29 protein-coding genes are annotated in these 25,594 nt (G+C 72.2%); 13 read left to right on the top strand and 16 right to left on the bottom strand.

Annotated elements, in window-relative coordinates; genetic code table 11:
- Positions 1–6 precede the first annotated feature (6 nt).
- A complete protein-coding gene (locus tag G514_RS0113480) occupies positions 7–795 on the top strand; it encodes a 3-oxoacyl-ACP reductase (protein ID WP_028652177.1) in 789 nt (262 codons plus the stop codon).
- A gap of 10 nt (positions 796–805) precedes the next feature.
- Positions 806–1,519, top strand: a complete 714-nt coding sequence (locus G514_RS0113485; protein ID WP_028652178.1) for a gamma-glutamyl-gamma-aminobutyrate hydrolase family protein — start codon at positions 806–808, stop codon at positions 1,517–1,519.
- 1 nt (position 1,520) lies between these two features.
- Here G514_RS0113485 and G514_RS0113490 read toward each other — a convergent pair whose 3' ends face one another.
- Together G514_RS0113490 and G514_RS0113495 are read right to left on the bottom strand one after the other, a co-directional pair.
- Positions 1,521–3,002, bottom strand: a complete 1,482-nt coding sequence (locus tag G514_RS0113490) for an NHL repeat-containing protein (protein ID WP_028652179.1) — start codon at positions 3,000–3,002, stop codon at positions 1,521–1,523.
- A 177-nt stretch (positions 3,003–3,179) separates the two neighbouring features.
- Positions 3,180–3,500, bottom strand: a complete 321-nt coding sequence (locus tag G514_RS0113495; RefSeq protein WP_028652180.1) for a hypothetical protein — start codon at positions 3,498–3,500, stop codon at positions 3,180–3,182.
- A gap of 216 nt (positions 3,501–3,716) precedes the next feature.
- On the opposite strand from G514_RS0113495, the gene G514_RS0113500 reads away from it, so the two are divergent.
- From G514_RS0113500 to G514_RS26685, 3 genes are all read left to right on the top strand, one after another.
- Entirely contained in the window at positions 3,717–4,949 is a 1,233-nt protein-coding gene (locus G514_RS0113500) for a hypothetical protein (RefSeq protein WP_028652181.1), read from the top strand.
- Between the two features lie 32 nt (positions 4,950–4,981).
- Positions 4,982–5,758, top strand: coding sequence for a glycerophosphodiester phosphodiesterase (locus tag G514_RS0113505; protein ID WP_028652182.1), 777 nt, complete (start codon positions 4,982–4,984; stop codon positions 5,756–5,758).
- 95 nt (positions 5,759–5,853) lie between these two features.
- A complete protein-coding gene (locus G514_RS26685) occupies positions 5,854–6,747 on the top strand; it encodes an alpha/beta hydrolase (protein ID WP_169576434.1) in 894 nt (297 codons plus the stop codon).
- Here the strand turns inward: G514_RS26685 and G514_RS0113515 are convergent.
- Together G514_RS0113515 and G514_RS0113520 are read right to left on the bottom strand one after the other, a co-directional pair.
- Positions 6,744–7,520 (bottom strand): inositol monophosphatase family protein, encoded by a 777-nt coding sequence (locus tag G514_RS0113515; protein ID WP_036564668.1) that lies wholly within the window; start codon positions 7,518–7,520, stop codon positions 6,744–6,746. The genes G514_RS26685 and G514_RS0113515 overlap by 4 nt on opposite strands.
- Positions 7,517–8,197 carry a nitroreductase family protein gene (locus G514_RS0113520; protein WP_028652184.1) on the bottom strand — a complete coding sequence of 227 codons (681 nt, stop codon included), beginning with the start codon at positions 8,195–8,197 and terminating at the stop codon, positions 7,517–7,519. Before G514_RS0113520 ends, G514_RS0113515 begins: the two co-directional genes overlap by 4 nt.
- Positions 8,198–8,215: 18 nt before the next feature.
- Here G514_RS0113520 and G514_RS0113525 point away from each other — a divergent pair, with 18 nt between their 5' ends.
- Complete coding sequence (locus G514_RS0113525) at positions 8,216–8,575, top strand: DUF4267 domain-containing protein (protein ID WP_028652185.1); 360 nt, start codon at positions 8,216–8,218, stop codon at positions 8,573–8,575.
- 18 nt (positions 8,576–8,593) lie between these two features.
- On the opposite strand, the gene G514_RS0113530 is transcribed toward G514_RS0113525, so the two are convergent.
- From G514_RS0113530 to G514_RS0113545, 4 genes are read right to left on the bottom strand one after another with little or no spacing between them, the layout of a single operon-like run.
- On the bottom strand, positions 8,594–9,367 hold the full coding sequence (locus G514_RS0113530) for a sulfite exporter TauE/SafE family protein (protein WP_028652186.1): 774 nt from the start codon (positions 9,365–9,367) through the stop codon (positions 8,594–8,596).
- Between the two features lie 9 nt (positions 9,368–9,376).
- Positions 9,377–10,558: an SPFH domain-containing protein gene (locus tag G514_RS0113535; RefSeq protein ID WP_028652187.1), complete on the bottom strand. Its 1,182-nt coding sequence runs from the start codon at positions 10,556–10,558 to the stop codon at positions 9,377–9,379.
- Between the two features lie 19 nt (positions 10,559–10,577).
- Complete coding sequence (locus G514_RS0113540; RefSeq protein ID WP_028652188.1) at positions 10,578–11,036, bottom strand: NfeD family protein; 459 nt, start codon at positions 11,034–11,036, stop codon at positions 10,578–10,580.
- A gap of 10 nt (positions 11,037–11,046) precedes the next feature.
- Entirely contained in the window at positions 11,047–11,850 is an 804-nt protein-coding gene (locus G514_RS0113545; RefSeq protein WP_028652189.1) for an ABC transporter ATP-binding protein, read from the bottom strand.
- A gap of 53 nt (positions 11,851–11,903) precedes the next feature.
- On the opposite strand from G514_RS0113545, the gene G514_RS0113550 reads away from it, so the two are divergent.
- Together G514_RS0113550 and serB are read left to right on the top strand one after the other, a co-directional pair.
- Positions 11,904–12,653 (top strand): hypothetical protein, encoded by a 750-nt coding sequence (locus G514_RS0113550; RefSeq protein WP_028652190.1) that lies wholly within the window; start codon positions 11,904–11,906, stop codon positions 12,651–12,653.
- A gap of 91 nt (positions 12,654–12,744) precedes the next feature.
- On the top strand, positions 12,745–13,968 hold the full coding sequence (gene serB / locus G514_RS0113555; protein ID WP_028652191.1) for a phosphoserine phosphatase SerB: 1,224 nt from the start codon (positions 12,745–12,747) through the stop codon (positions 13,966–13,968).
- On the opposite strand, the gene G514_RS0113560 is transcribed toward serB, so the two are convergent.
- The gene (locus tag G514_RS0113560; protein WP_028652192.1) at positions 13,965–14,468 is read right to left on the bottom strand and encodes a SixA phosphatase family protein; all 504 of its coding nucleotides are present in this window, start codon (positions 14,466–14,468) and stop codon (positions 13,965–13,967) included. The two genes, serB and G514_RS0113560, sit on opposite strands and share 4 nt — an antisense overlap.
- A 65-nt stretch (positions 14,469–14,533) precedes the next feature.
- On the opposite strand from G514_RS0113560, the gene G514_RS26690 reads away from it, so the two are divergent.
- Both G514_RS26690 and cphA read left to right on the top strand, forming a co-directional pair.
- Positions 14,534–15,514: a cyanophycinase gene (locus G514_RS26690; protein ID WP_051247437.1), complete on the top strand. Its 981-nt coding sequence runs from the start codon at positions 14,534–14,536 to the stop codon at positions 15,512–15,514.
- Positions 15,514–18,291, top strand: coding sequence for a cyanophycin synthetase (gene cphA, locus G514_RS26695; RefSeq protein WP_036564669.1), 2,778 nt, complete (start codon positions 15,514–15,516; stop codon positions 18,289–18,291). The genes G514_RS26690 and cphA overlap by 1 nt, the downstream gene beginning before the upstream one ends.
- 193 nt (positions 18,292–18,484) lie before the next feature.
- On the opposite strand, the gene G514_RS0113575 is transcribed toward cphA, so the two are convergent.
- The 6 genes from G514_RS0113575 to G514_RS0113600 all read right to left on the bottom strand — a co-directional run bounded on the left by G514_RS0113575 (position 18,485) and on the right by G514_RS0113600 (position 22,927).
- The gene (locus tag G514_RS0113575) at positions 18,485–18,976 is read right to left on the bottom strand and encodes a carboxymuconolactone decarboxylase family protein (RefSeq protein ID WP_028652193.1); all 492 of its coding nucleotides are present in this window, start codon (positions 18,974–18,976) and stop codon (positions 18,485–18,487) included.
- Between the two features lie 156 nt (positions 18,977–19,132).
- The gene (locus G514_RS0113580) at positions 19,133–19,345 is read right to left on the bottom strand and encodes a hypothetical protein (protein WP_028652194.1); all 213 of its coding nucleotides are present in this window, start codon (positions 19,343–19,345) and stop codon (positions 19,133–19,135) included.
- 52 nt (positions 19,346–19,397) lie between these two features.
- Positions 19,398–21,101 carry a Mur ligase family protein gene (locus G514_RS26700; protein ID WP_245582205.1) on the bottom strand — a complete coding sequence of 568 codons (1,704 nt, stop codon included), beginning with the start codon at positions 21,099–21,101 and terminating at the stop codon, positions 19,398–19,400.
- A gap of 27 nt (positions 21,102–21,128) precedes the next feature.
- Positions 21,129–21,911, bottom strand: a complete 783-nt coding sequence (gene fabI / locus G514_RS0113590; RefSeq protein ID WP_028652195.1) for an enoyl-ACP reductase FabI — start codon at positions 21,909–21,911, stop codon at positions 21,129–21,131.
- Positions 21,911–22,615 (bottom strand): 3-oxoacyl-ACP reductase FabG, encoded by a 705-nt coding sequence (gene fabG, locus G514_RS0113595; protein WP_028652196.1) that lies wholly within the window; start codon positions 22,613–22,615, stop codon positions 21,911–21,913. Before fabG ends, fabI begins: the two co-directional genes overlap by 1 nt.
- A 96-nt stretch (positions 22,616–22,711) precedes the next feature.
- Complete coding sequence (locus tag G514_RS0113600) at positions 22,712–22,927, bottom strand: dodecin (RefSeq protein ID WP_028652197.1); 216 nt, start codon at positions 22,925–22,927, stop codon at positions 22,712–22,714.
- 52 nt (positions 22,928–22,979) lie between these two features.
- Between G514_RS0113600 and G514_RS26705 the strand changes: the two genes are divergently transcribed.
- A complete protein-coding gene (locus tag G514_RS26705) occupies positions 22,980–23,297 on the top strand; it encodes a DUF3099 domain-containing protein (protein ID WP_036564670.1) in 318 nt (105 codons plus the stop codon).
- A gap of 166 nt (positions 23,298–23,463) precedes the next feature.
- On the top strand, positions 23,464–23,670 hold the full coding sequence (locus tag G514_RS0113610) for a hypothetical protein (RefSeq protein WP_028652198.1): 207 nt from the start codon (positions 23,464–23,466) through the stop codon (positions 23,668–23,670).
- Positions 23,671–23,682: 12 nt separating this feature from the next.
- On the opposite strand, the gene moaA is transcribed toward G514_RS0113610, so the two are convergent.
- Positions 23,683–24,675 (bottom strand): GTP 3',8-cyclase MoaA, encoded by a 993-nt coding sequence (gene moaA / locus G514_RS0113615; protein ID WP_028652199.1) that lies wholly within the window; start codon positions 24,673–24,675, stop codon positions 23,683–23,685.
- Positions 24,676–24,727: 52 nt separating this feature from the next.
- Between moaA and G514_RS26710 the strand changes: the two genes are divergently transcribed.
- Positions 24,728–25,588 (top strand): SURF1 family cytochrome oxidase biogenesis protein, encoded by an 861-nt coding sequence (locus G514_RS26710; protein ID WP_051247439.1) that lies wholly within the window; start codon positions 24,728–24,730, stop codon positions 25,586–25,588.
- The last annotated feature ends 6 nt before the right edge of the window (positions 25,589–25,594 follow it).

Here is a 25,594-nt window from a genome sequence, read left to right on the forward strand (position 1 = left end):
CAACCAGTGGCAGGACGCATCCAGGACCGCGTCGCGGTCGTCACCGGCGGCTGCTCGGGCATCGGCCTCGCGACCGTGCGCCGGTTCGTCGCCGAGGGCGCCAAGGTCGTCATCGGCGACCTGTCCGACGAGCGCGGCGCGGAGATCGTCGCGGAGCTCAACGGGGAGGCCGGCGGCGACGTCGCGACGTACGTCCACGTCGACGTCACCGACAAGACCCAGGTCGACGCGCTGTTCCAGACCGCGAAGGACGCCTACGGCTCGGTCGACATCGCGTTCAACAACGCCGGCATCAGCCCGCCCGAGGACGACTCGATCCTCGACACCGACCTCGAGGCGTGGCGGCGCGTGCAGGAGGTCAACCTGACCTCGGTCTACCTGTGCTGCAAGGCCGCGCTCCCCCACATGCTCGAGCAGGGTCGCGGCTCGATCATCAACACCGCGTCGTTCGTCGCCGTGATGGGCGCGGCGACCTCGCAGATCTCCTACTCCGCGTCCAAGGGCGGCGTGCTGTCGATGACCCGCGAGCTCGGGGTGCAGTTCGCCCGGCAGGGGGTGCGCGTCAACGCCCTGTGCCCGGGACCGGTCAACACCCCGCTGCTGCAGGAGCTGTTCGCCAAGGACCCCGAGCGCGCCGCACGGCGGCTGGTGCACATCCCGATGGGCCGCTTCGGTGAGCCCGAGGAGATGGCCTCGGCGGTGCTCTTCCTCGCCTCCGACGACTCGTCGTTCATGACCGCCAACACGTTCCTGGTCGACGGCGGCATCACCGGGGCCTACGTCACGCCGCTGTGAGGCCGGCCGGATGACCACACCGCTGATCGGTCTGACCACCTACCGGGAGCAGGCCCGGTGGGGCGTGTGGGACCAGCGCGCCGACGTGCTGCCCGCGCAGTACGCCGAGGCCGTCGTCGCCTGCGGCGGCGTGCCGGTGCTGCTGCCTCCGGTCGAGGGTGCCGGGGCCGCGGACGCGGTGGTCGCCCGCCTCGACGGGTTGGTGATCAGCGGCGGCGCCGACGTCGACCCGGGCCGCTACGACGCCGCCCCGCATCCCCGCACCGCGGCGTGGCGGCCCGACCGCGACGCCTGGGAGCTCGCGCTCCTCGACGCCGCCGAGGCGGCGGCCTTGCCGGTGCTCGGCGTCTGCCGCGGCATGCAGGTGATGGCGGTGCACGCCGGCGGACGCCTCGACCAGCACACGCCCGACCTCGTCGGGCACGACGAGCACAGTCCCGGTGGCGACGTGTTCGGGTCGGTGGCCGTGACGACCGAGGCCGGCAGTCGCCTGGCCGCGCTCGTCGGGTCGTCACTGACCGTGAACTGCCACCACCACCAGTCGGTCGCCGACCACCCCGGCTTCGTGGCCTCGGCGCGCGCGGCCGACGGCACGCTGGAGGCCTTCGAGTCACCCGGGGGCGACCGCTTCTGCGTGGGCGTGCAGTGGCACCCGGAGACCGCCGCGGACGTCGGCCTCCTGGCCGGGCTGGTGCGCGCCGCGGCGGCGTACTCGGGCGCCTGAGCTACTTCTTCTTCGGCTTCGGCTTCAGCGTGACCGTTGGCGAGGTGGCCATCGTCGCGCTGTTGGCGGTGTTGATCGAGACCACGCGGTACTGCGACTTCGACGTCACCTTCTGCGACTTGCGGCTTGCGGTGCAGTCGGGCCTGAGGGGCTTGGCCTTGCCGAGGTTGTCCCAGCCCCTGCCGTCCTTGACCTGGAACAGCACCGAGCGGCTGGCGCATACCGTGCTGGGCGCGACGGTCGCGGTCAGCTTGGTCTTCTTGCCCTTCAGGACCTTGACCTTGTCCGCCTTCAGCCGGACCTGGTCGGCGGCCTGGGGCGGAGGGGTGCCTCCGCCGCCCGAGCTCACGTGGAACACGTCGAGGACGCCTGTGCTGCCGCGCTCGGCGTAGAGAGTGCCGTTGCGGATGTCGAGCTGGCCGTAGAACGGGCCGGCGGTCGCGGCCCGGCAGGTCGGCCCGCCTGGCCCGCACGACTCGAACGCCGTGCCGCCGCCGACCCCGACGCCGTAGCCGGCCAGGAACGCGCCGTTGCGGTCGAACTCCAGGATGCGCCGGTTGTTCTGGTCGGAGACGAAGTAGTGCAGGTCGGCGGGGTTGAGCACGATCGAGAACGGGTTGCTGAACTGCCCGTTGCCGGACCCGAAGCCGCCGAAGCTGCCGGCCACGAGCGTGTGCGCCCGGTCGAGGATCGTGACCCGCGGGTCGTTGAAGCCGGCGCCGCTGGACAGCACGGCGACCGATCCGTCGAGGCTGGCGGCCATGGCGGTGTCGATGGCGTAGCTGAAGACCTCGTGCGCCCCGAACTGCTTGCCGCAGTTCTCGGGCGGCTCGCCGGTGCCCGGCGGACCGGTGGCCGGGAGGATGCACGCCTCCAGCGCGTTCGCCGGGAAGCCGGTGTTGATGCCGCCGCCGTACCACGCCTGGCCGTAGAACGGGTGCTCCGTGGTGTTGTTGGTCAGGTCGAGGAGGCCGATCTTGTTCGTCTGACCGAGGGCGACCCGTCCCCCGCCGCCGGCGTCCACGCGCAGGATCATCTGGTTGCCGCCGAGGCGGAACCTGGTGTCGAGGTCGGCGTGCCGCTCCTCGGTGCCGTCGGCCGCCACCCAGCTGCGCAGGGTGTCACCGGTCATGACGAAGACCCGGCCGCCGTGGTAACCCATGCTCTTGACCAGGCCCCAGTTCCCGGGCAGGGAGAAGCCGTCGCCGAGCTCGTGGCCGGCGTCGTCGAAGTGCCGGACCCAGATGTTGGAGGTGCCGCCGCTGGCCGTCCAGAACGTCCCGTCGGGGGCGAGTGCGTAGGTGTCGGCGCCCGAGAGGTTGAGGGTCGTCGGCGCGGACAGCGAGCGCGGCGCGACCTGGGCCGATGGCGGGTCGCCGGTGCCCGCGGCACTCCCGACGGCAGTGCCGGGCCCGCCCGGGCCTGCGGTCAGCAGACCGGTGATCAGCAGACAGGTGACGACGGCGCGGCGTAGCAGTCTCACGGCTCTCCCCCAGGTCTCGTGGCTGGATCGAGAGTCTGCCCGGTCCGCGACCGGGCGAGAATGGCCCGATGGGGCCAGTGACACGCCGCTCCGCGGCGCATGCGACCGGGCCGGGCGTGGTTGGTGAGGACCAATCAGGCCCGGCCCGGCGCTGCGGATCAGGGACGCTGAGCGGCGTCAGCCCGTGATGCACTTCGCGATGTCGGCGGCGAAGTCGGGGTCCGACATCGCCTTGGTGTCGTCCTCGTCGCCGTCGAACTTCTCGTCGCCGTCCACGATCGCGTTGAGGGCGTCGTCGGAGAGGTCGGAGTCGTGCAGTGCCTTGGCCACGCAGTCGAGGATCTCGTCGGAGGCGCCACTGGTGCCGAACGCCGCCCCGGCAGGGTTGTCCTTGTCCTTGAGCGCCTTGGCGATGTCGTCGGTCGAGGGCCGTCCGTCGCCGCCGCCACAGGCGGTGAGCACGGCGAGCAGGGTGAACAGTGCGACGATCTTCTTCATCTCTTCACTCTCTTGTTGGGGCAGCCTGTCTTTTGGCTGCCATCCGGGTCCGCGAGGACCCTGTCGGGTCAGGCCCTCCCGGTCAAGAGACGTGCCGGTCGGCCTTCCCGTTCCTTTGGGGTGGGCAATGCGCGAGCGGTCGGGACCGCGCAGGGATGATGTCTACAGGGGCCGGCAGGCCGAGGTCATCGACGCACGACAGCGGGAGCGCACGACGTGAGCGGCACGGCAACCATCACCCACATCTTCAGCTTCAGCGGTCTCCAGGCAGACCTGCCCACCACACCGGTGGCCGACGCGGTCGATCTCGGCAGGTTTGAGAAGCACGTCCGCAACCGGCCCGACCAGGATGTCCAGGTCCTGCCGCTCGGCCAGATCGACGATGTGGTGGTTGCGAGCACGGACGTGGACCTCGTGCTCACGAGTCCGACAGTCCAGGTGTGGACCGAGGGCACGGGTCTGGTGCAACTCCACCTGACCCACGAGACGTCGGACGCCGCGGAGGAGGTGTGCCGCACCCTGAGCATCCTGTGCCACCAACGTGACCAGCTGACCATGTCAGGTAGAAGCCTCTCCGATTGGGTCGCCGAGCTCGCCGGCATCCCGCCGACCCTCTCGCTGCGCCAGGACGTCCTCCAGCTCGTGTCGGTCGACCGCGCGGCACTCGCGAGGTTCGAGGGGCCCTCGCACGAGGCGCTCGGCGTCCTCTACCGCGACCCAGGCGGCACCTACGACACCCTCGGCACCATCCGCGTCCCGTCCGCGCTCAACCGAGCGGGCAAGACGTTCCTGGCGCACGGACGCGGCGTCGTGCTGATGTGCGGGCACTCCCGCGAGCGGCAGAACACGTTGCGCATGACCGGGTCCGAGCAGCTGTTCGCTCTGGCTCGCGCGCGGCGGGCGCGCGCGTCGATCGAGGCGCAGCTCCGGTCGGCGCAGGACCACCCGTCGCTGAGCGGGCCCTGGAAGGACACGGCCTTCCTGACCGAGCTGGCAGACGACGTACGTCGCCAGCGCGTCGTCCTCAGCCTCGACGTGCGCGCGTTCGCCGACGGCATGTTCATGCCCGAGCTCATCATCGACGACTTCCGCGCCAGCTTCGCGGCCAGCCTGCGGCTCGATGAGGTCACGGACTCCAGCGTCTACCTGGTCGACACGCTCGCCGACGTCGTCCAGTCCTACCTCGAGGAGGCCAAGCTGCTGGCCTCCGGCCTCGAGGCCGCTCGACAGCGACGCTGGCAGCTGGTGGTCGGTGTGGCGTCGGGGATCGCGATCCCGATCGCGCTGCTGCTTTCCTACTTCGGGGTCTCTAGCGCCATCACGGCGCCGGGTGACCGCTCGATCTTCGATCTCGGCTTCTACGTAGGCCCGTGGACGGTCACCGCGAGCGTGACCGTGTTGGTGGTTCTCTTGTCGCTGCGACAGCATCGAGCCAGTCGCCCCAGGTGAGACCAGCACACGAGAGCGAGACTGTCGCAGCAATGGCCATGCTTAGCGCGCACCGGTGCGGTGCCGGCAAGGACACGCACCTGGAGAACACCCGCACCGCGCTCACGCGCGCGCTCGACATGGACGTGGAGTTCGTCGAGTTCGACGTGCAGCGCTGCGGCGACGGGACCTTCGTCGCCTACCACAACGACTGGATCACCATCGACGGCAGGCGGGTCCCGCTGAGCGAGCTGACGTTCGAGGAGTTCAGCGGCCAGGCGGACCACTTCCTGCGCTACGACGAGATTCTGGACACCCTCAAGGGCCGCAAGCGCGCCCACATCGACTTCAAGTTCGTCTCACCACCCGAGGCCTACCGGGACCCCGAGAAGACCTACGAGGTCGTCGCAACCCGACGTGCGCTCGAGGTGCTCGGGGCCGACGACATCATCGTGACCACCCTCGAGGACCAGTCGGTCCGCGTCGTGCGCGACTGGGCGGACTCCCAGCGGATCGACCTGCTGGTCGGCCTCTCCCTCGGTCGCGACCTCGACGGGATGGCGCTTCCGCGCCGCGCGGCGGTGCGCGCGTCCGAGCTGCTCCCGGTCGTGCGATATCGCCGCTGCCGTGCGAACCTCGTCGTGGCGAACTTCCGGCTGGCCAGGAAGACCCTTGCTCTCTACGCCCGCCTTCGGGGGCTGCCGCTCCTCGTGTGGACGGTGGACGAGGACGACGAGCTTCGGCACTGGCTCGCGCCCGGCGCCGCGTGGCTGGTCACCACGAACTACCCCGACCGGGCGGCCCGGATCCGGGAGACACGAGACACGTGACCACCGCGCGCCAAGTCTGGGAGAGTCTGCCGGATGCTCGTGACCGTGCCTTCGACGGGCGCTTGTTCGGCTTCCGCGACGACTACGAGGGGCCGGTGCGTGCGCGCCTGCTCCGCTACCGTCCGGCCCGCGCCGGTCCCGGGAGCCGTGCCGTGCTGTGGCTGCACGGCTACGCCGACTACTTCTTCCACGAGCACGTCGCCGAGCAGGTCGCCGGCAACGGCTACGCGTTCTTCGCCCTCGACCTCCGGCGCTACGGTCGCAGCCTGCTGGCGCACCAGACCCCCAACTTCTGCAAGGACCTGTCGGAGTACTACCCCGAGATCGGCGAGTCCGTCCGGGCCATCCGGGCCGAGGGTCACGAGACAGTCACCATCTTCGCCCACTCGCTCGGAGGGCTGATCGCAGGCTGCTGGCGCACCGAAGCGGACGACGAGACCGTCGGCGCGGTCGACTCGCTCGTGCTCAACAGTCCGTTCCTCGCTTCGCCGTTCGCCGCGGAGTCCCCCGCACGTCGACGGGCGATGACTGCCGCCGTCGAGGCAGTCGCCCGCGTCTCGCCGTACGCGAGGCTGCCGCGCGGGGGCGCGCGCATCTACGGACCGAGTCTCCATCGAGAGGCGCACGGCGAGTGGGACTATCACGAGCCCTGGAAGCCCAACGCGAGCTTCCCCGTGCGCGCCGGGTGGCTGGCCGCCGTGATCCGCGGACAGCAGCGACTCCGGTCGCGGCTGGGGCCAGGCGTCCCAGCCCTGGTGCTGACCTCTGACCGCTCCTCCCGACTCGAGTCCTTCGGGCCGCTCGCGCTGGAGACCGACCTGGTCCTCGACGTCGACGCCATCCACTCCGAGCTCACCGGGTGGCGGCCGCAGGCCGAGAGGGTCGTGCTGCCCGGGGCGGTGCACGACGTGACGCTGTCACGGGCCGAGGTGCGCCGCCTGGCCATGGATCACGTGCTGGCCTTCCTCCGGGCGAGGGAGACGGGCTAGCCGAGCTCGCCCAGCCACGCCTGCACGCGGTCGTACGTCGCGCGGTCGGCAGCACCGACCACGCCGGCAGGCGGGTCGTCCTGCGGGCGGTAGCGGCCGCCCTCGAAGGTGCCGACGAAGCCTCCCGCCTCGGTCAGGACCAGCGCACCCGGCGCGTGGTCCCAGGGCTGGGTGCCGGAGTAGATCAGGTAGTCGGCGGCGCCCTCGGTGACCTTCGGGTAGTCGACGCCGCAGCAGACCCAGGTGAGCTCGAGCGGCGGCAGGTCGCCGAGCGTGCGGCCGATCCAGCGGCGGCGCGAGGTGACCCCGCGCAGCACGTCGCCCACGGGTGGCCGCACCAGCCGCTCGCCGTTGCGCCAGGCGCCGCGGCCCCGCTCCGCGACGTACGCCGTCTCGTGCTGCGGCTGCCAGATCCAGCTGCGGGTCAGCTCGCCGCCGCGGAGCTCGGCGACCATCACGGCGTGGTCGCGGGAGCCGTGGACGAAGTTCTTGGTGCCGTCGACCGGGTCGACGGTGAACGCGTGGTCGGCCGCGCGGAACCGCTCCAGCAGGGTGTCGTCGGTCTCGTTGGCCTCCTCGCCGAGGACCAGCGCGCCGGGGTAGGCGGCAGAGAGCGCCTCGGCGAGACGCACCTCGGCCTCGTGGTCGGCGACGGTGACCAGGTCGCCGGGGTTCTTCTCGCTCACCTGCTCGTCGGACAGCGACCGGAACCGCGGGTTGATGACCTCCTCGGCGACGTCCTGCAGCAGCCGGAGGACCTCCTCGGTCCTCACGCGGTGGCGGGCTGCACGTCGAAGGGCGGGCCGTCGTAGCGCTCGCGGGTCACGAACTCCGCGACCGGCTGGCGGCGCAGCCGCGTCGGCTGGCGCACCGGCTTCCCGAGCGGCACGACCGCGGCGACGGCGTACTCCTCCGGGAGGCCCAGGAGCTCCTTGACCTGAGGCTCCTGCGCGATCGCCATGGTGGTGAACGTGCCGCCGAAGCCCTCCTGGCGTGCCGCCAGCAGCAGGTTCCAGGCCAGCGGGTAGACGGACGCACCGCTCACCAGCCCGACCCGGTCGAGGTGCTGGTCGGTCGCGGCCACCGCCCCGAGGTCGACGCAGACGACCACGACGACGGCGGCGGTCAGCAGCGGGGTGAGGAAGTACGCCGGCGGCTCGGTCGCCGCGATCGCCTCCGGCGAGGGGCCGGGCGGGTGGAGCGGGTTCCAGGGCACCTCGCCAGCGGCCACCTGGGCGGTGTAGCGGCGCACGGCCGGCTTGTTGAGCTCCGCGAGCGCCTCTCGTGTGGCCCGCTCGGTGACGAGCACGAGGTGGGCGCCCTGCCGGTTGCCGCCGCTCGGCGCGAACCGCGCGTGGTCGAGGATCCGGGCCAGCACGTCGTCGGGCAGCGGGTCGTCGGTGAACTCCCGGATCGCCGCGGTGGTCCGCATGACCTCGTAGAGCTCCATGGCTCTAGTGTCCTCCACGTGAACCCCGTGATCGGACTCTCCCTCGGCCGCATCGCCATCGGCCTCCTCGCGCTCGTGCAGCCCGCGCTCGCCGCGAGGCTCTTCGGCCTCGACGTCGCGAAGAACCCGCAGACCCCCTACCTGGCCCGCCTGTTCGGGTCGCGCGAGGTCGCGATCGGCACCGCCACGCTGCTGGCCCGCGGCACCACCCGGCGCAACCTGATCCTCGCGGGCATCGGCGTCGACCTGGCCGACGCCGCCACCGGCGTGCTGGGCGTTCAGGACAAGTCCGTGCCGACGCGGACGGGCGCGATGCTGGTCGCGCCGGCGGTCGGCGCCGTGCTGGCCGGGTTCGCGGGCCTGCGCAGCAAGGGCTGAGCCGCCGGGCACGCGCCCTCAGCCGAGCAGGAACACGGCGAGGGCGACGATCCCGACGACGACGATGGTCCCGCGCAGCACCGGGCTGGGCAGGCGCCGGCCGACGGTGGCGCCGACCTGGCCGCCGATCACCGAGCCGACCCCGATCAGCGCCACGATCCTCCAGTCGACGTCCGCGACCACCGCGAACAACAGCCCCGCGACGGCGTTGACGATGGCGGCCAGCACGTTCTTGAGGGCGTTGAGCCGCTGCAGCGTCTCGGGGATGCCCACGCCCATCACGCCCATCAGCAGGACACCCTGGGCGGCGCCGAAGTAGCCGCCGTACACGCCGGCGCCGAGCACGGCCGGCCACACCCAGCGCGCGCCCACGACGGGGTCGCGCGCCGGCATCCCCGGGCGGTCGTGGCGGGCCTCGACCCACGCGGTGATGCGCGGCTGGAAGACGACCAGCAGGATGCCGAGGCCGACCAGCACCGGGACGATCGCCGAGAACGCGCCCTCGGGAAGCACCAGCAGCAGGACCGCGCCGAGCACGCCCCCGAGGAGCGAGGCGACCCCGATGCGCAGCACCCGGGACCGCTGCCCCGTGAGCTCGCGCCGGTAGCCCACCACGCCCGACACCGAGCCGGGCACGAGGCCGATCGTGTTGGAGACGTTGGCGGTGACGGGCGGCACGCCGAACGCGAGGAGGGTCGGGAACGTGATCAGCGTTCCCGACCCCACCACGGTGTTGATGGTCCCGGCGGCCAGCCCGGCCAGGCCGATGGCGATGGCTTCGAGCAGGGACACCCTGCGAGGTTACGAGGCGGGTGGCCCCGTGGGCGGCGGCGGGTCGTCGGAACCGGCCGGCGGCGCGGGCGGCGCCGGCGGTGCTGCGCCCTCCGCCGGTGCGCTCGAGCCGGAGGCGCCCGGGTTGGCAGCCTCGGCCGCCTCGGCGATCGCGTCCTGGACGGCCTGGTTGGCCTTGCTGACCTCGGCGTCCGCGAGGGCACCGCTGCCGGCCAGCTTGGCGGGCTCGTAGCTGCCCATGTCGACGCGCTTGCGCGGGCCGCCCGACTCCTTCGGGATGCCCGCGATCTCGTGGACCGAGGAGCCGAGCCCCTCGAGCGCCTTGGTGATCTCCGACGGGATGACCCACACCTTGTTGGCGTCGCCCTCGGCGAGCTTGGGCATCATCTGGAGGTACTGGTAGGCCAGCAGCGCCTGGTCGGGCTGACCGTCGTGGATCGCCTGGAAGACCATCTGGATGGCCTGTCCCTCACCCTGCGCCCGGAGGATCGCGGACTCGCGGTCGGCCTGGGCACGCAGGATCTGCGACTCGCGGTCACCCTCGGCGTTCAGGATCGCGGACTGCTTGTTGCCCTCCGCGGTGAGGATCGAGGACTGCCGCTGACCCTCGGCGGACAGGATCAGCGCCCGCTTGTCGCGGTCGGCACGCATCTGCTTCTCCATCGCGTCCTTGATCGACGGCGGCGGGTCGATGCCCTTGATCTCGACGCGGTTGACGCGGATGCCCCACTTGCCGGTCGCCTCGTCGAGGACGCCGCGCAGGCCGTGGTTGATCTCCTCGCGGCTGGTCAGCGTCTGCTCGAGGTCCATGCCGCCGACGATGTTGCGCAGGGTGGTCATGGTGAGCTGCTCGACCGCCTGGATGTAGTTGGCGATCTCGTAGGTCGCCGCGATCGGGTCGGTCACCTGGAAGTAGATGACGGTGTCGATCGAGACCACCAGGTTGTCCTCGGTGATCACCGGCTGGGGCGGGAAGCTCACGACCTGCTCGCGCAGGTCGATCAGGTAGCGGACCTTGTCGATGAACGGCACGACGATGTTGAGGCCGGCCGGGAGGGTCTGCTTGTACTTCCCGAAGCGCTCCACGATGCCGGCGCGCGCCTGCGGCACGATCCGCACCGTCTTGGCGAGCAGGGTGACGACGAACAGGAACAGCAGGACCAGCAGGATCAGCACGATGAGTGCGCCCATTGAGGTACTCCTTCGGGAGCTAGGACTCGATGCTCGGTACAGGATGGACGTAGACGGTGGCTCCGCGGATCTCCAGCACCTCGACGGTGCTGCCCGGGTCGATGGCCAGGCTCTCGTCGTAGGGCTTGGCCGACCAGATCTCGCCCCCCACCTTGACCCGCCCCGCCTCGAGCCCGGTGATCCGCTGGGTGACCAGACCCTGCTGGCCCACGAGCTTGCCGTGGCCCAGGGAGAGCTCGGGGCCGGCGTGCAGCCGCTTGACGAGCGTCGGCCGGACCAGCGCGAGGCAGGCGACCGAGGCGACCGCCGCGGCGATGGCGGAGACGGCGAAGCCCGCCCCGAACGACACGAGCATCCCGACGAGCGCGCCGACGGCCAGCATCAGCAGGATGAGGTCCATGCTGGCCAGCTCGGCCACGCCGAGCAGGATGGCGATGCCGAGCCACACGGCGGGGAGGTGGTCACCGAGCCAGTCCATGCCGGGGACCCTAGTGGATGGTTGTTCGGCGCTGCCTGCGCCGAGCGGACCAGCGGCCACCGGCGTGCTGCAGCACGAGGGGCATGCCGAAGGTCTCGGAGAGGTTCTGCTCGGTCAGCACCTGGTCGAGGAGCCCGGCGGCGACCACCTGGGCGTCGCGGAGCAGCAGCACGTGGGTGAACCCGGGCGGGATCTCCTCGACGTGGTGGCTGACCAGCACGGTGGCCGGCGAGTCGGCGTCCATCGCGAGCACCGAGAGGGTGGAGACGAGGTCCTCGCGCCCGCCGAGGTCGAGCCCCGCCGCCGGCTCGTCGAGGAGGAGCAGCTCGGGGTCGGTCATGAGGGCCCGCGCGATCTGCACCCGCTTGCGCTCGCCCTCGCTGAGGGTGCCGAAGGTGCGGTCGGCGAGGTGCTTGACCCCGAGCTCCTCCAGGAGCTCGAGCGCGCGGCCGTGGTCGAGGTCGTCGTAGTCCTCCCGCCAGCGGCCGACGACGCCGTACGACGCGGAGACCACGACGTCGCGGACGGCCTCGCCGCGCGGGATGCGCTCCGCGAGCGCGGCGCTGGTCAGCCCGATCCGCGGCCGCAGCTCGAAGACGTCGACGGTGCCGAGCACCTCCTCGAGGATCCCGGCCACCCCGGTGGTGGGGTGCAGCTGGGCCGAGGCGACCTGCAGCAGCGTGGTCTTGCCGGCGCCGTTGGGCCCGAGGACCACCCAGCGCTCGTCCTCCTCGACCGTCCAGTCGATCTCGTCGAGCAGGGTGGCCCGCCCCTTGCGCACCGTCACCCCGGCGAACTCGAGGACGGCGGCCATGGCCGCCACCCTACTGACCACCCCCGACCGACCGCGGCGTAGCCTCGCCGGTCGTGAGCGTGGCTGCGAACCCGCTGCCGGCCTCGGTGCGACTCGCATGGTGGGGCACGGCCTGGCTGCGCGGGCACGTCGTCGCCGACCACCTCATGGACGCGGTGCTCGACGAGGACGCCGCGCACCTCCTGGCGTTCGAGGGCTCCGGCACCGAGCCGCTGCTCACCGGCCTGGGCCGGCTCCGCACGTCGGGCGCCGACGCGTTCGGCGCGGCGCTGCCCGCCGAGGGCGACCCGGTGGGGCTCGGCGGGCCCGCGGCGTTCAACGCCGCCGCCCTGGAGGCGGGTGAGGCTGTCGTGGCGCTCGACGCGGCCGGGTTCGCGCTGCACGGGCTGGTGCCGACCCGGGTGGGCGCGGCGGTCACCTGGTCGGTCACGGCCGCCGAACGCCGCCAGGTCCCCGACGTGGGCGAGGCCGACCGGGGGCTGCGGGCGGCGCTGCCCGAGGCGGCCGACGCGCTGGCCGCCCTCGACGTGGCGCGCTGGCGACCCGAGGTCGCCGACCGGCTGCTCAACCTGCGGCACCGCCCCCGGGCCGCCGCTCCGCCGGGTGTGCCGCGCCGGTGCGTGGAGCTGGCCGAGCGCGCGCGGCAGGCGCTGGAGATCGTGGACCTGGCGCTCGAGGACGACGGCGGAGCGCTGAGCGCCGCCGAGGTCGATGGCCGCCGCGTCGCGCTGTCGTCGCTGGGACGGGCCGCCCGGCGGGCGCTGGTCGCCGCCGCGTCACCCGAGGTGTGGCCCCCGGAGTGACTCAGGCCGGAGGCCGGTCAGGAGCAGCACGAGTCGGACCACCATGGACCGTGCCGCCGACAGGCCCCGCGCAGCGATAGCGTGAGCGACGATGAACCACGATCGGGGCCCGCGACCGGAGACGCTGCTCATCACGCTCACCGGCAAGGACCGGCCGGGGGTCACGTCCGCGGTCTTCGCCACCCTCTCGCGAGCCGGGGTCGAGGTGGTCGACCTCGAGCAGATCGTGCTGCGGCGCAGGCTCATCCTGGGCGTCCTGGTCACCATCCCCCGCGACTGGAAGAAGCTCCGCGACGCCGTCGAGGCGACCGCGAAGGAGCTCGGGATGCAGGTCGAGGTCGACCGCGGCACCGGCGACAACCGCACCCGTGGCCTCGGCCGGTCGCACGTGACCGTCATCGGCACGCCGCTCAAGGCCTCGGCGATGGCCGCGGTCGCGGGCCGGATCGCCGACAGTGGCGCCAACATCGACCGGATCGAGCGGATGGCGCGCTACCCGGTGACCGCGATCGACCTGCACGTCTCCGGCATCGACACCGACAGCCTGCGGGCCACGCTCGCTGCCGAGGCGGCGCGCCAGAGCATCGACGTCGCCGTGCAGCCCGCCAACCTCCAGCGCCGCGGAATGCGGCTGATCGTCATGGACGTCGACTCCACGCTCATCCAGGGCGAGGTCATCGAGATGCTCGCCGAGCACGCGGGCTACGGCAGCGAGGTCGGCGAGGTGACCGAGGCCGCGATGCGCGGCGAGCTCGACTTCGAGGAGTCCCTCCGCGAGCGGGTCAAGCTGCTCGAGGGCGTCGACGAGTCGGCGTTCGACGCGGTCTACGACGCCATCGAGCTGACGCCGGGAGCGCGCACGCTCGTGCGGATCCTGCGCCGGCTCGGCTACCGCTTCGCGCTGGTCTCCGGAGGCTTCAGCCAGATCACCGACCGCCTCGCCGAGGACCTCGGCATCCACTTCTCCCGTGCCAACGAGCTCGAGGTCGTCGACGGCAAGCTCACCGGGCGCATCGTCGGCGACGTCGTCGACCGCGCCGGGAAGGCGAGGGCGCTGCGCGAGTTCGCCGCCGAGCTCGGCCTGACCGAGGCGTCGGTCATCGCGATCGGCGACGGCGCCAACGACCTCGACATGCTGAACGCCGCGGGGCTGGGCATCGCCTACAACGCCAAGCCGGTCGTGCGCGACGCCGCCGACACGGCCGTCAACGTGCCCTACCTCGACACGATCCTCTACCTGCTCGGCATCTCGCGCGAGGAGATCGAGGCGGCCGACGCCGCCGAGGGGATCGTGACGCCCGCTCCGCCGGTCTAGCCCCGGCCCACGTGGTAGGCGACCACGCTCGCGGAGGCCTCGTCGAGGTCCTCCCAGTCGCCGTCGTAGGAGAACACCGCCAGCGCGCTGGTCGGGAAGCCGAGGGTGACCTCGGTGCTCGCCTCGTCGTCGCCCTCGCCGTCGTCGAGGAGGGCGGCCAGCGAGGCGATCGTCGGGTTGTGGCCGACCACGACCAGCGTGCGGATCAGCTCGTCGGTCTCGCGGACCAGGTCGAGGGCGGTCTCGGTGCCGGCCTCGTAGAGGGCGTCGTTGGAGGTGGCCTCGAGGTCCCAGCCGCCACCGTCGTTGACGGCCTCCCAGGTCTGCTGGGCACGGACGGCCTCGGAGACCAGCGCCTGGTCGGGCTCGATGCCGCGGTTGGCCAGCCACTGCCCGGCCTCGGTCGCGTCGACGAGGCCGCGGTCGGTCAGCTGACGCTCGATGTCGCTCGCCCCGGACTGCTCGGCCTTGGCGTGCCGCATCACCACCAGCGTCTTCACGAGCGAGAGTGTGGCACGTCCCTACCCCGGTGGCTCCGAGGGCACGACGCCATAAGGTGGCACCCATGCCCCGGGGACCACTCATGATCATCGGCGGCGCCGAGGACAAGCTGCGCAAGCGCCGGATCCTGCGGGAGTTCGTGGCCGCCGCCGGGGGCACCGAGGCCCGGATCGCGGTCATCCCGACCGCCTCCAGCCTCGGCAACGAGATCGTGGACGTCTACGACGCGCTGTTCCGCGTCGAGGGCGCCGCCGAGGTCACGACGGTGCGCCCCGAGAGCCGCGAGGAGGCCAACGACCCCGACCTGGTGGGCGTCCTGGAGAAGGCCACCGGCATCTTCATGACCGGCGGCAACCAGCTCAAGCTGAGCGCGATCGTCTCCGGCACCCCGATCGGCGAGGCGATCGTCGCGGCGCACCAGCGCGGCGCGGTGGTCGGCGGGACGTCGGCGGGGGCGTCGATCCAGTCCAGCCACATGCCGGCGTTCGGGGTCGGCGGCAGCACCCCCAAGCAGCGGATGACCCAGATGGCGGCTGGCCTCGGCCTGCTCCCCAGCACCGTGATCGACCAGCACTTCGCCCAGCGCAACCGCTACGGCCGACTGCTGATGATCGTGGCCCAGTCGCCCCAGCTCATCGGCATGGGCATCGACGAGGACACCGCTGCGGTCGTGCGCGACGACGTCCTGAGCGTGGTCGGCCGGGGCGCGGTCACGATCCTCGACCCCAGCCGGATCACCACCAACGCCTTCGACGCGAAGCGCTCCGCTCCCCTGCTCGCCAGCGGCGTCGTCCTGCACGTGCTGCCGCAGGGCGCGAGGTTCGACCTCCGCACGCGCGAGCTGCTGCCGTTCGAGACCCACGTCGACCCGCTCGAGGCCGCCGAGATCGAGGAGGCCGGCCGCGACCTGCGCCAGATGGCGCGCGACATCGCCGCGAGCGATGCGTCACCCAGCGTGCTGCGGCGCCGGCTCCGGCGCACCCGCAAGGCCGACCCCCACCCGGCCCGGCCGGACGACGACCCGTACCTGGACGGAGACGACTGATGACCGAGCGCCCCACGCCCGACCTCACCATCCTCGAGACGCGGGTCTACCGCGGCGCCAACGTCTGGTCCTACGAGCGCGCGATCCACCTCGTGGTCGACCTCGGGTCGCTCGAGCGGTTCCCGACCAACACCATCCCCGGCTTCACCGACAACCTGCTCGAGATGCTGCCCGGCCTGCGCGAGCACTCCTGCTCCCGCGGCAAGCGCGGCGGCTTCGTGGAGCGGCTCCACGAGGGCACTTGGCTGGGCCACGTCGCCGAGCACACCGCGCTGGCGCTCCAGCAGGTCGTCGGGCACGACATCCGGCGCGGCAAGACCCGCCAGGTCAAGGGCCAGCCGGGGCACTACAACGTCGTCTTCGGGTACGTCGACGAGCAGGTCGGGCTCGCGGCCGCCCGCCTCGCCGTCCGCCTGGTCAACCACCTCGTCCAGGCCGACCCGGAGCTCGACTGGGAGCAGGAGCTCGAGAGCTTCATCCTGCGCGCCGAGCGCACGGCGTTCGGCCCCTCGACGCAAGCCATCCTCGACGAGGCCGTCTCGCGCGACATCCCCTGGATCCGGCTCAACCAGTACTCGCTCGTCCAGCTCGGCCAGGGCGTCCGCGCCAAGCGGATCCGCGCGACGATGACCTCGGCGACCTCGGCCATCGCGGTCGACATCGCCTCCGACAAGGACCTCACCACGCGCCTGCTCGGCGCGGCGGGCCTCCCCGTGCCCAAGCAGGACACCGTGCGCACGGCCGACCAGGCGGTGCGGGCCGCCGAGCGCATCGGCTACCCCGTCGTCGTGAAGCCGCTCGACGGCAACCACGGCCGCGGCGTCTGCCTCGACCTGCAGGACGAGGCGGAGGTGCGGGCGGCGTTCCCGATCGCCGCGGAGGAGTCGCGACGCGGGGTGATCGTCGTCGAGTCGCTGATCGTCGGCAAGGACTACCGCTGCCTGGTGATCGACGGCCGGATCGCGGCGATCGCGGAGCGGGTGCCGGCGTCGGTCACCGGAGACGGCGTCTCGACGGTCGAGCAGCTCGTCGACACCGCGAACGCCGACCCGCGGCGCGGCGTCGGCCACGAGAAGGTGCTGACCCGGATCAAGGTCGACGACGCGGCGGTCGAGCTGGTCCGCGAGCAGGGCTACGCCATGACCGACGTGCCGCCCGAGGGCCAGATGGTCAAGCTCGCGCTCACCGGCAACATGTCGACCGGCGGCATCTCCATCGACCGGACCTTCGAGGCCCACCCCGAGAACGTCGAGATCGCCGAGGAGGCCGCGCGGATGGTCGGCCTCGACATCGCCGGCATCGACTTCATCTGCCCCGACATCACCGAGCCGGTGCGCGAGACGGGCGGGGCGATCTGCGAGATCAACGCCGCCCCGGGCTTCCGGATGCACACGCACCCGACGATCGGCGAGCCGCAGTTCATCGCCAAGCCGGTCGTCGACATGCTGTTCCCGCCCGGGGCGACCTCGCGGATCCCGATCGTGGCCGTCACCGGCACCAACGGCAAGACGACCACGTCGCGGATGATCAGCCACATCTTCAAGGGCATGGGCCGCAAGGTCGGCATGACCTCCACCGACGGCGTGGTCATCGACGAGCGCCTGGTGATCCGGGCCGACGCCTCCGGCCCGCGGTCGGCGCGGATGGTGCTCCAGAACCCGCGCGTCGACTTCGCGGTCTTCGAGGTCGCCCGCGGCGGCATCCTGCGCGAGGGCCTCGGCTACGAGCGCAACGACGTCGCCGTCGTGCTCAACGTCCAGCCCGACCACCTCGGCCTGCGCGGCATCGACACCGTCGAGCAGCTCGCCGACGTGAAGGCGGTGCTGGTCGAGGCGGTGCCGCGCGACGGCCACGCCGTGCTCAACGCCGACGACCCGCTGGTGCGCGAGATGCGGCGGCGCTGCTCGGGCCAGGTCGTGTGGTTCTCGATGGACGAGCCCGGCTCGGAGACCCGCGACATGATCGACGCGCACTGCCGCCGGGGCGGCAAGGCGCTGGTCCTCAACCCGTCGGAGCGCGGCGAGATGATCGTCGTCAAGCACGGCCCCCGCGAGATGCAGCTCGCCTGGACCCACCTGCTGCCGGCGACGTTCGGCGGCCGGGCGCGGATGAACGTCCAGAACTCGCTGGCCGCCGCCGCAGCGGCGTTCGCGGCCGGTGCCCCGCTGCACGACATCCGGCAGGGCCTGCGGTCGTTCTCGACGAACTACTACCTCTCCCCCGGCCGCCTCAACGAGGTCGAGGTCAACGGCGTCAACGTCATCGTCGACTACTGCCACAACGCCCCCGGCATGAAGATGCTCGGCGACTTCGTCGACCGGGTCGGTGCGAGCCTGGAGTCGTCCCACGAGCTCGCCCGCCCGTCGCGGATCGGCGTCATCGCCACCGCCGGCGACCGTCGCGACGAGGACATGCGCGAGCTCGGGCACATCGCGGCCCAGCACTTCGACGTCGTGATCGTGCGCGAGGACGTCGCCCTGCGCGGCCGCGAGCGGGGCGCGGTCGCCGACCTCGTCGCCGAGGGCGTGCGGGCCGCGATGGCCGAGGGCGCGCGCTGCAAGCAGGTCGAGGTGAACCTCGACGAGATCGCCGCCGTCCGGCACGCCATGGCGCGCGCCAACAAGGGTGACCTGGTGGTGATCTGCGTCGACAAGCACGCCGAGGTGATGACCGAGCTCGAGAACTGGTCTCCCCAGGCCCAGGCCGGCGCCGGTCTCAGCCCCGACGCTCCCGCCGCCGACCCCGACTACGTCGCCGCGGCGCCGGTGGAGGGCTGACGGCCGGGGTGGCGGTCAGCCAGCAACCTCCAGGAGCCCGGTCGGGGGTCTTTCGGGTTGGGTGCTGACCGCCGCTCTGGTGCGGCCCGGTGGAGCGGTCAGCCAGCAACCTCCGGGAGCTCGGTTGCGGGCCGTTCGGGTTGCCTGCTGACCGCCGCACCGGCGGCCGCATCCGTCCGCTGCGCCGCGTCAGTCAGGCGTCCAGCGCCGGCTCCCACGCCCGCGTGGCTACGCCGATGAGGTTCCAGGCGTTGATGGTGACGATCAGGGCCACCAGCGCGGCGACCTCGTCGTCCGACCAGTGCTCGGCGACCGCGTCGTAGTCCTCCTGCGGCACGTGCGTCTCGCTCGCCCGGGTGACCGACTCGGTGAACGCGAGCGCCGCGCGCTCCTTGTCGGTGAAGAACGGCATCTCCCGCCAGATGCTGACCGCGTGGATGCGCTGGTGGGGCTCGCCGTGGGTGACGGCGTCCTTCGCGTGCATGTCGACGCAGTAGGCGCACCCGTTGAGCTGGCTGGCCCGGAGCTTGAGCAGGTCGCGGAGCCCGGCCTGGATGCCGACCCGGTCGAGCTCGCGGGTCGCGGCGTTGTCGAGGTGGGCGACGGCCTTGCTGAACGCCGGCGCCGCGGCGTCGATGTCGAGACGGGTCGCGATGGTGTGCAGGTGGTCTGTCGAGGTGCTCATGACCTCAACGCTAGGGCGGTCGCGGCCCGATCGAAGGGCCGATCACGAGCCACTCATCTGGTCCAATCTCACGGGTAGCGGGATAGTCCCAGACATTCGGTACAGCGACGCGCGAGGTCGGTGTCCAGAACGTCTGGGACTATCCCGCCGCGCTGTCTAGGACCCGATCGTCGAGACCAGCCACCAGATGAACATGACGGCCACGACGCACAGCCCGAAGCCCACTCCGGTCATCCAGATCGCGGCCTTCGGCGACCAGCTCACCTTCGGCCACACCTTGATCACGAACAGGAGGACGAGCCCGATCGTCACGAGCGTCGGTCCGCCGTAGAAGGCGGCGTAGAAGACGAGGGCGAGCAGAGAGTCCATCCCGCGACCGTGACAGGGGCATCGGCGTTCCCGCGTGAGTACGCAGGCTCGATCAGTCCGCCTGGGCCGCTCGCACCTTGTCGCGCAGGGTCTCCGGGCTGTCCGGCGTGCCTCCGTGCTCGGCGATCCAGGCGTAGGCCTCCTCGCGCTCGGCGTGGCACATGAGGCCGACCACGTCGCCCGGCTTCGCCTGGTCGACCAGCGCCGCGAGGCACGCCACCTCGGTGTCGTACGCCGGCACGTCGGTGACGCCGACCCGCTCGGCCCCGGCGCGCAGCAGGGCCTCGAGCTCGTCGGTGGTGCGGCCGCGGAGGTAGCGCTGCTTGTGCCCGATGGCGACCAGGTCGCTGTCGCGGGCGCCGATCTCGCCGAGCATCTCGATCAGGCCGTCGGTGCGGTCGCCGACCGCCCCCAGCCCGAGCAGCAGGCGGCACCCGGGCGCCCGCACGCCGTTCATGATCTCGAGCATCGCCTCGAGACCGGCCTCGTTGTGGGCGAGGTCCATCACGACCGAGACCCCGGACGGCATCGAGAAGAAGTTCATCCGCCCCGGGTTGTGCTCGGCGTCCGGCAGGAAGGTCCGCAGCCCCTCGACCACCACGTCGCGCGGGATGCCGATGGCCAGCGCGGCCGACGCCGCGGCCAGGCTGTTCTCGACGTTGAAGCGGGACAGGCCGGCGAGCGTCATCGGCACGTCGACCAGCTCGACCAGCGGGTCGGGGTCGCGGTGCGGCAGCAGCACCGAGATCCACCCGTCGATCACCGTGGTGGCCCGACCACCGTCGGAGAGCACCTCGCGGATCGCCGGTGAGTCCGGGTCGCGGGAGAACACCCACGGCTGCGCCTTGACCGTCGTGCGCATCGCGAAGACCCGCGGGTCGTCGCCGTTCAGCACCGCCCAGCCGTCCTTGCGGGTGATGTGAGGGACGACGCCCTTCACCTCGGCGAGCTGGTCGAGCGTGTCGATGCCCTGGAGGCCGAGGTGGTCGGCGGAGACGTTCGTGACCACCGAGACGTCGTTGCGGGTCAGGCCGATCCCCTTGAGCAGGATGCCGCCGCGCGCTGTCTCGGTGACCGCGAGCTGCACCTGGGGGTGCGCGAGGACGCGGCCGGCGCCCGAGGGCCCGGAGTAGTCGCCGGCCTCGACGAGCTCGCCGTCGATGTAGATGCCGTCGGTGTTGGACCAGCCGACCAGCCGGCCGTCGGCGCGCGCGATGTGCGCGATCATCCGGGACGTCGTGGTCTTGCCGTTGGTGCCCGTCACCGCGACGACGGGGATCCTCGGCGTGATCGTGTGCGGCCCGGGCCCGTCGGCGGACGCGGCCACCCGCGCCGCCGCCGCGCCGACCACGCTGTCGATCTCGCCGCCGGGCACGGCGTCGAGCACCTCGGCGACCGCCGACCCCATCACCTGGGCGCGGGTGCGGTGCCGCCACGGGAATGCCACGACGATCTGGTGCGGGTCGCTGGTGGGCCGCACGCGGACGGCGAGCCGCGTCGAGCCCGACTCGGTCGCGATCGCCCGCACGAGCCGGCCCACCGCGCGCAGCGCGAACCGCTGCCGGAACCCGGTGTCCGGCGTGCCGGGACGCGCGTTGCGCAGGCCGATCCGCTGCGCGAACCGCCGCGCCGTGTCCTCCGGCACGGCGGCCAGGCCGCCGATGTCGAGGGTCAGCTTGATCGCGGCGCGCGGGAAGTAGAGGTTCGGGCCTTCCAGCACCCGCAGCTCGACCAGGGACGCGGGTTCGTCGGGCACGTGCCGGACGTTACCCAAACGGGCCGGTCAGGCGCCCGTCGCGTGGAACCCGCCGTCGACGTGCACGATCTCGCCCGTCGTCGCCGGGAACAGGTCGGACAGCAGCGCGCAGATCGCCTTGGCGGTCGGCTCGTGGTCGGCGTTGTCCCAGCCGAGCGGCGCGCGCGTGGTCCACATGTCCTCGAGGTCGCTGAAGCCGGGGATCGCCTTGGCCGCCAGGGTGCGCAGCGGTCCGGCGGAGACCAGGTTGACGCGGATGCCCTCCTCGCCGAGGTTGCGGGCGAGGTAGCGCGAGGTCGACTCCAGGCCGGCCTTGGCCACGCCCATCCAGTCGTACGCCGGCCACGCGACGGTCGCGTCGAAGGTCAGCCCGACCACCGACGCGCCCGGGCCCATCAGCGGGCGGCACGCCTGGGTCAGCGACATCAGCGAGTACGCCGAGACCTGGAGCGCCTGGGCGACGTCGGGCCACGGGCCGGTGAGGAACTTGCCGCCGAGCAGCGTCTCGGGGTTGCCGTAGGCGATCGAGTGCACGACGCCGTCGAGCCCGGCCCCCTCGCCCAGGTGCTCGCGGACCTGGTCGGCCAGCCCGGCGAGGTGCTCGTCGTCGGTCACGTCGAGCTCGAGCACGGGCGGCTCGCTCGGCAGCCGCTTGGCGATGCGCCGGGTGATGCCGAGGGCGCGGCCGAAGTTGGAGATCAGCACGGTCGCGCCCTGCTCCTGGGCGTACTTCGCCGCGGCGAAGCCGATCGAGCTGTCCATCGTCACGCCCGCGACGAGGATGCGCTTGCCGTCGAGGATGCCGCTCATCAGTGCCCCATTCCGAGTCCGCCGTCGACGGGGATCACGGCCCCCGTGACGTAGGCGGCTCCGTCGCCGGCCAGCCACGTCACCGCGGCGGCCACCTCGTCCGTCGTCGCGTACCGCTGGAGCGGCACCTGCGCCTTGATCGCCGCCTTCTGCTCGTCGGTGAGCACGCCGGTCATGTCGGTCTCGACGAAGCCCGGCGCCACGACGTTCGCCGTGATCGACCGGGAGCCGAGCTCACGCGCGATCGAGCGCGCCATGCCGACCAGCCCGGCCTTGGAGGCGGCGTAGTTGACCTGCCCGGCCGAGCCCAGCAGGCCGACGACCGAGGACACGAAGACGATGCGGCCGCGGCGCAGCCGGAGCATCCCCTTGGCGGCGCGCTTGGCGAGCCGGTAGGAGCCGGTCAGGTTCGTCTCGATGACCGAGGACCAGTCGTCCTCGGACATCCGCAGCAGGAGGGTGTCGTGGGTGATGCCGGCGTTGGCCACCAGCACCTCGACCGGGCCGTGCGCCTCCTCGACCTGCGCGAACGCCGCCTCGACCTGCTCGGCGTCGGTGATGTCGCAGCGCACGTCGAGCGTGCCGTCGGGGGCGCCGCCGTTGCGGGTGGTCACCGCGACCTGGTCGCCCCGGGCGACGAACGCCTCGGCGATCGCCCGCCCGATGCCGCGGTTGCCGCCGGTCACCAGCACCGACCTGGGCACCGGCTCGGCCTGGGGCTCGCTCTCCTCCGTCACCCGATCGACGCTATCGACTACCCGGGAGTACGCGGAAACCGGTCCCGGGTGCCGGGTCGGCGACTACTCGTCGTCCTCGAGCCGGAAGCCGACCTTGAGGCCGACCTGGAAGTGCTCGACCTTGCCGTCCTTGATCTGGCCGCGCACCTCGGTCACCTCGAACCAGTCGCAGTGGCGCAGGGTCCTGGCGGCGCGCTCCACGCCGTTGTGGACCGCCTGCTCGAGGCCCTCGTTGGACGTGCCGACGATCTCGGTGACGCGATAGGTGCGGTTGGTCATGCGCCGACTGTACCGACGCTCGCGCTCCTCACCCCCGGCGTAGAGTTGAGCCATGGCCCGGGAGCGCAGCCGCGAGCCCGAGGCGGTCCGCATCACCTCGGCAGCGGCCAGCCGCAACGACGACATCGCGTCGCGCCAGAAGCGCTACCTGTTCTCGATGACCATCCGCACGATCTGCTTCGTCGGCGCGATCGTGGCCTCCCTCCTCGGGAGCCCCACCTGGGTGTGGGCCGTCCTCATCGCCGGCGCCCTGGTCCTGCCCTACGTCGCCGTCGTGATGGCGAACGCCGCCACGACCAAGGGCGACGGCTTCGCGCTGGTCGACCACGGGCCCGAGCGGCGCCAGCTCGGGGCCGGCGACCGACCGTAGACAGGGCCGTAGCAGGGGTCGCGGAGAATTCGTCCGCATCTGCGGTTTGATTCCCGGCGCGGACGTGGAACACTTCTAGAGCCGCGTGGGCTTGCTCGGGCGGTGTGGTGCCGGACAGCTCTCCCCGTGGTTGGCCGGCACCACTTTCACATTTCCAGGACCTACCGTGACCGACATCTGCTCCGCCCGGGGCTGCACCGCTCCGGCCGTCTGGGCGCTCCGCTGGAACAACCCCAAGCTGCACACGCCGGAGCGCCGCAAGGTGTGGCTCGCCTGCGAGGACCACAAGGCCTCGCTGTCGGACTTCCTCGGCGCCCGCGGCTTCCTCAAGGAGGTCGTCGAGCACGTCGACGGCGCCGACGAGAGCGTCTGAGCCAGCTGGTCGCTAGCCGCCGATCGCCGACATCGGCCGGTCGGGCTGGAGGAACGTCGGGTCGTCGATGCCGTGGCCCGGCAGCTTGCCCGCCATCGCGGTCAGCCAGCGCTGGGCCAGCTCGTCATCGGTGGCCCCGGCCCGCATCGCCGAGCGCAGGTCGGACTCCTCGCGGGCGAACAGGCAGTTGCGCACCTGCCCGTCGGCGGTGAGCCGCACCCGGTCGCAGGCGCCGCAGAACGGGCGGGTCACCGAGGCGATGATGCCGACCGTGGCCGGGCCGCCGTCGACGAGGAACAGCTCGGCCGGCGCGCTGCCGCGCGGCTCCACGGCGGGCACCAGCACGTGGTGCTGCTCGAGCGCCGCGAGGATCTCGTCGGCGGTGACCATGCCCTCGCGGGTCCAGCCGTGCTGCGCGTCCAGCGGCATCTGCTCGATGAACCGCAGCTCGTAGCCCCGCTCGAGACACCAGCCGAGCAGGTCGGGCGCCTGGTCGTCGTTGACCCCGCGCAGGAGCACGGCGTTGACCTTCACCGGCCCAAGCCCGGCCGCCTGGGCCGCCTCGAGCCCGGCGACCACGTCGGCGAACCGGTCGCGCCGGGTGATCTCGTGGAAGGTCTCGGACCGGATCGTGTCGAGGCTGACGTTGACCCGGTCGAGCCCGGCCTCGGCCAGCGCGGCGGCCGTCCGGGCCAGCCCGAGCGCGTTGGTGGTCAGGGAGGTCTCGGGCCGCGGCTCGAGCGCCGCGGTGCGGCGCACGATGTCGACCAGCCCGCGCCGGACCAGCGGCTCGCCGCCGGTGAACCGCACCTCGCGGACGCCGAGCCGCTCCACCGCGACGGTGATCAGGCGGACCACCTCGTCGTCGGTGAGCTGCGACTCCAGGGGCAGCCAGTCGAGGCCCTCCTCGGGCATGCAGTAGGTGCAGCGCAGGTTGCAGCGGTCGGTCAGGCTGACCCGCAGGTCGGTGGCGACCCGGCCGTAGGCGTCGGAGAGCGGCTGCACGCCCCGATCCTACGTTTCGGGAGGTTGGCCCGCCGCTGGGTAGCCTCGCCGGGTGCGCTCGTTCGGGTTCCTGCTGAGCCGGCGCTGGATCCTGTTCGCGCTGGTCGTCGCCGTGCTGGCGTACGCCGCGTGGTGGCTGGGCGGGTGGCAGTTCCGCCGGCTCGAGGACCGCAAGGCGGACAACACGGTGGTCCGCACGAACGAGCACCGCGCGGTCACGCCGGTCGACGAGGTGCTCAGCCCGGACCGCGACCCGTCGGAGCAGGACGAGTGGCGGGTGGTCAGCGCGACCGGCACCTACGACGCCGCGCGCACGGTGGTGATCCGCTACCGCACCCGCGACGGCGCGCAGGGGGTCGACGTCGTCGTACCCCTGGTCACCGCCTCCGGCACCGCCCTCCTCGTCGACCGGGGCTGGCTCGAGACCAACCCCAGCGGCGCCGACCGGGGTGACGTCCCCGCCCCGCCGGCGGGCGAGGTCGACGTCACGGGCTACGTGCGCGCCAACGGCACGGGTGACAGCACCCGTGTCGCCGACCTGTCCGCGCGGGCGATCAGCAGCGACGAGATCGGCCCGGCGATCGGCCATCGCGTCTACGGCGGGTTCGTGGAGCTGCGCTCGGAGGACCCCGAGCCCGAGACGTCCCTCGAGCCCGTCGAGCTGCCGGAGCTGAACAACGGGCCGCACTTCTTCTACGGGCTTCAGTGGTGGTTCTTCGGGCTGCTCGCGATCTTCGGCTTCTGCTATCTCCTCTACGACGAGTGGCGCCACGGCCCGCGCGGGGAGCGGCCCACCAGGCCGCTGAAGAAGCCGAAGCAGAAGTCGCGCGCCCGGCTCCAGGCCGAGGCGGCGAAGGCGCAGATCGAGCGGGAGAAGGCCGCTCGCAAGGAGCCCGCAGAGCCGGGCGCCTAGGAGCCT

Origin of the sequence: Nocardioides halotolerans DSM 19273 (assembly GCF_000422805.1) — a bacterium.
In the GTDB taxonomy this organism is placed as follows: Bacteria; Actinomycetota; Actinomycetes; order Propionibacteriales; family Nocardioidaceae; genus Nocardioides; species Nocardioides halotolerans.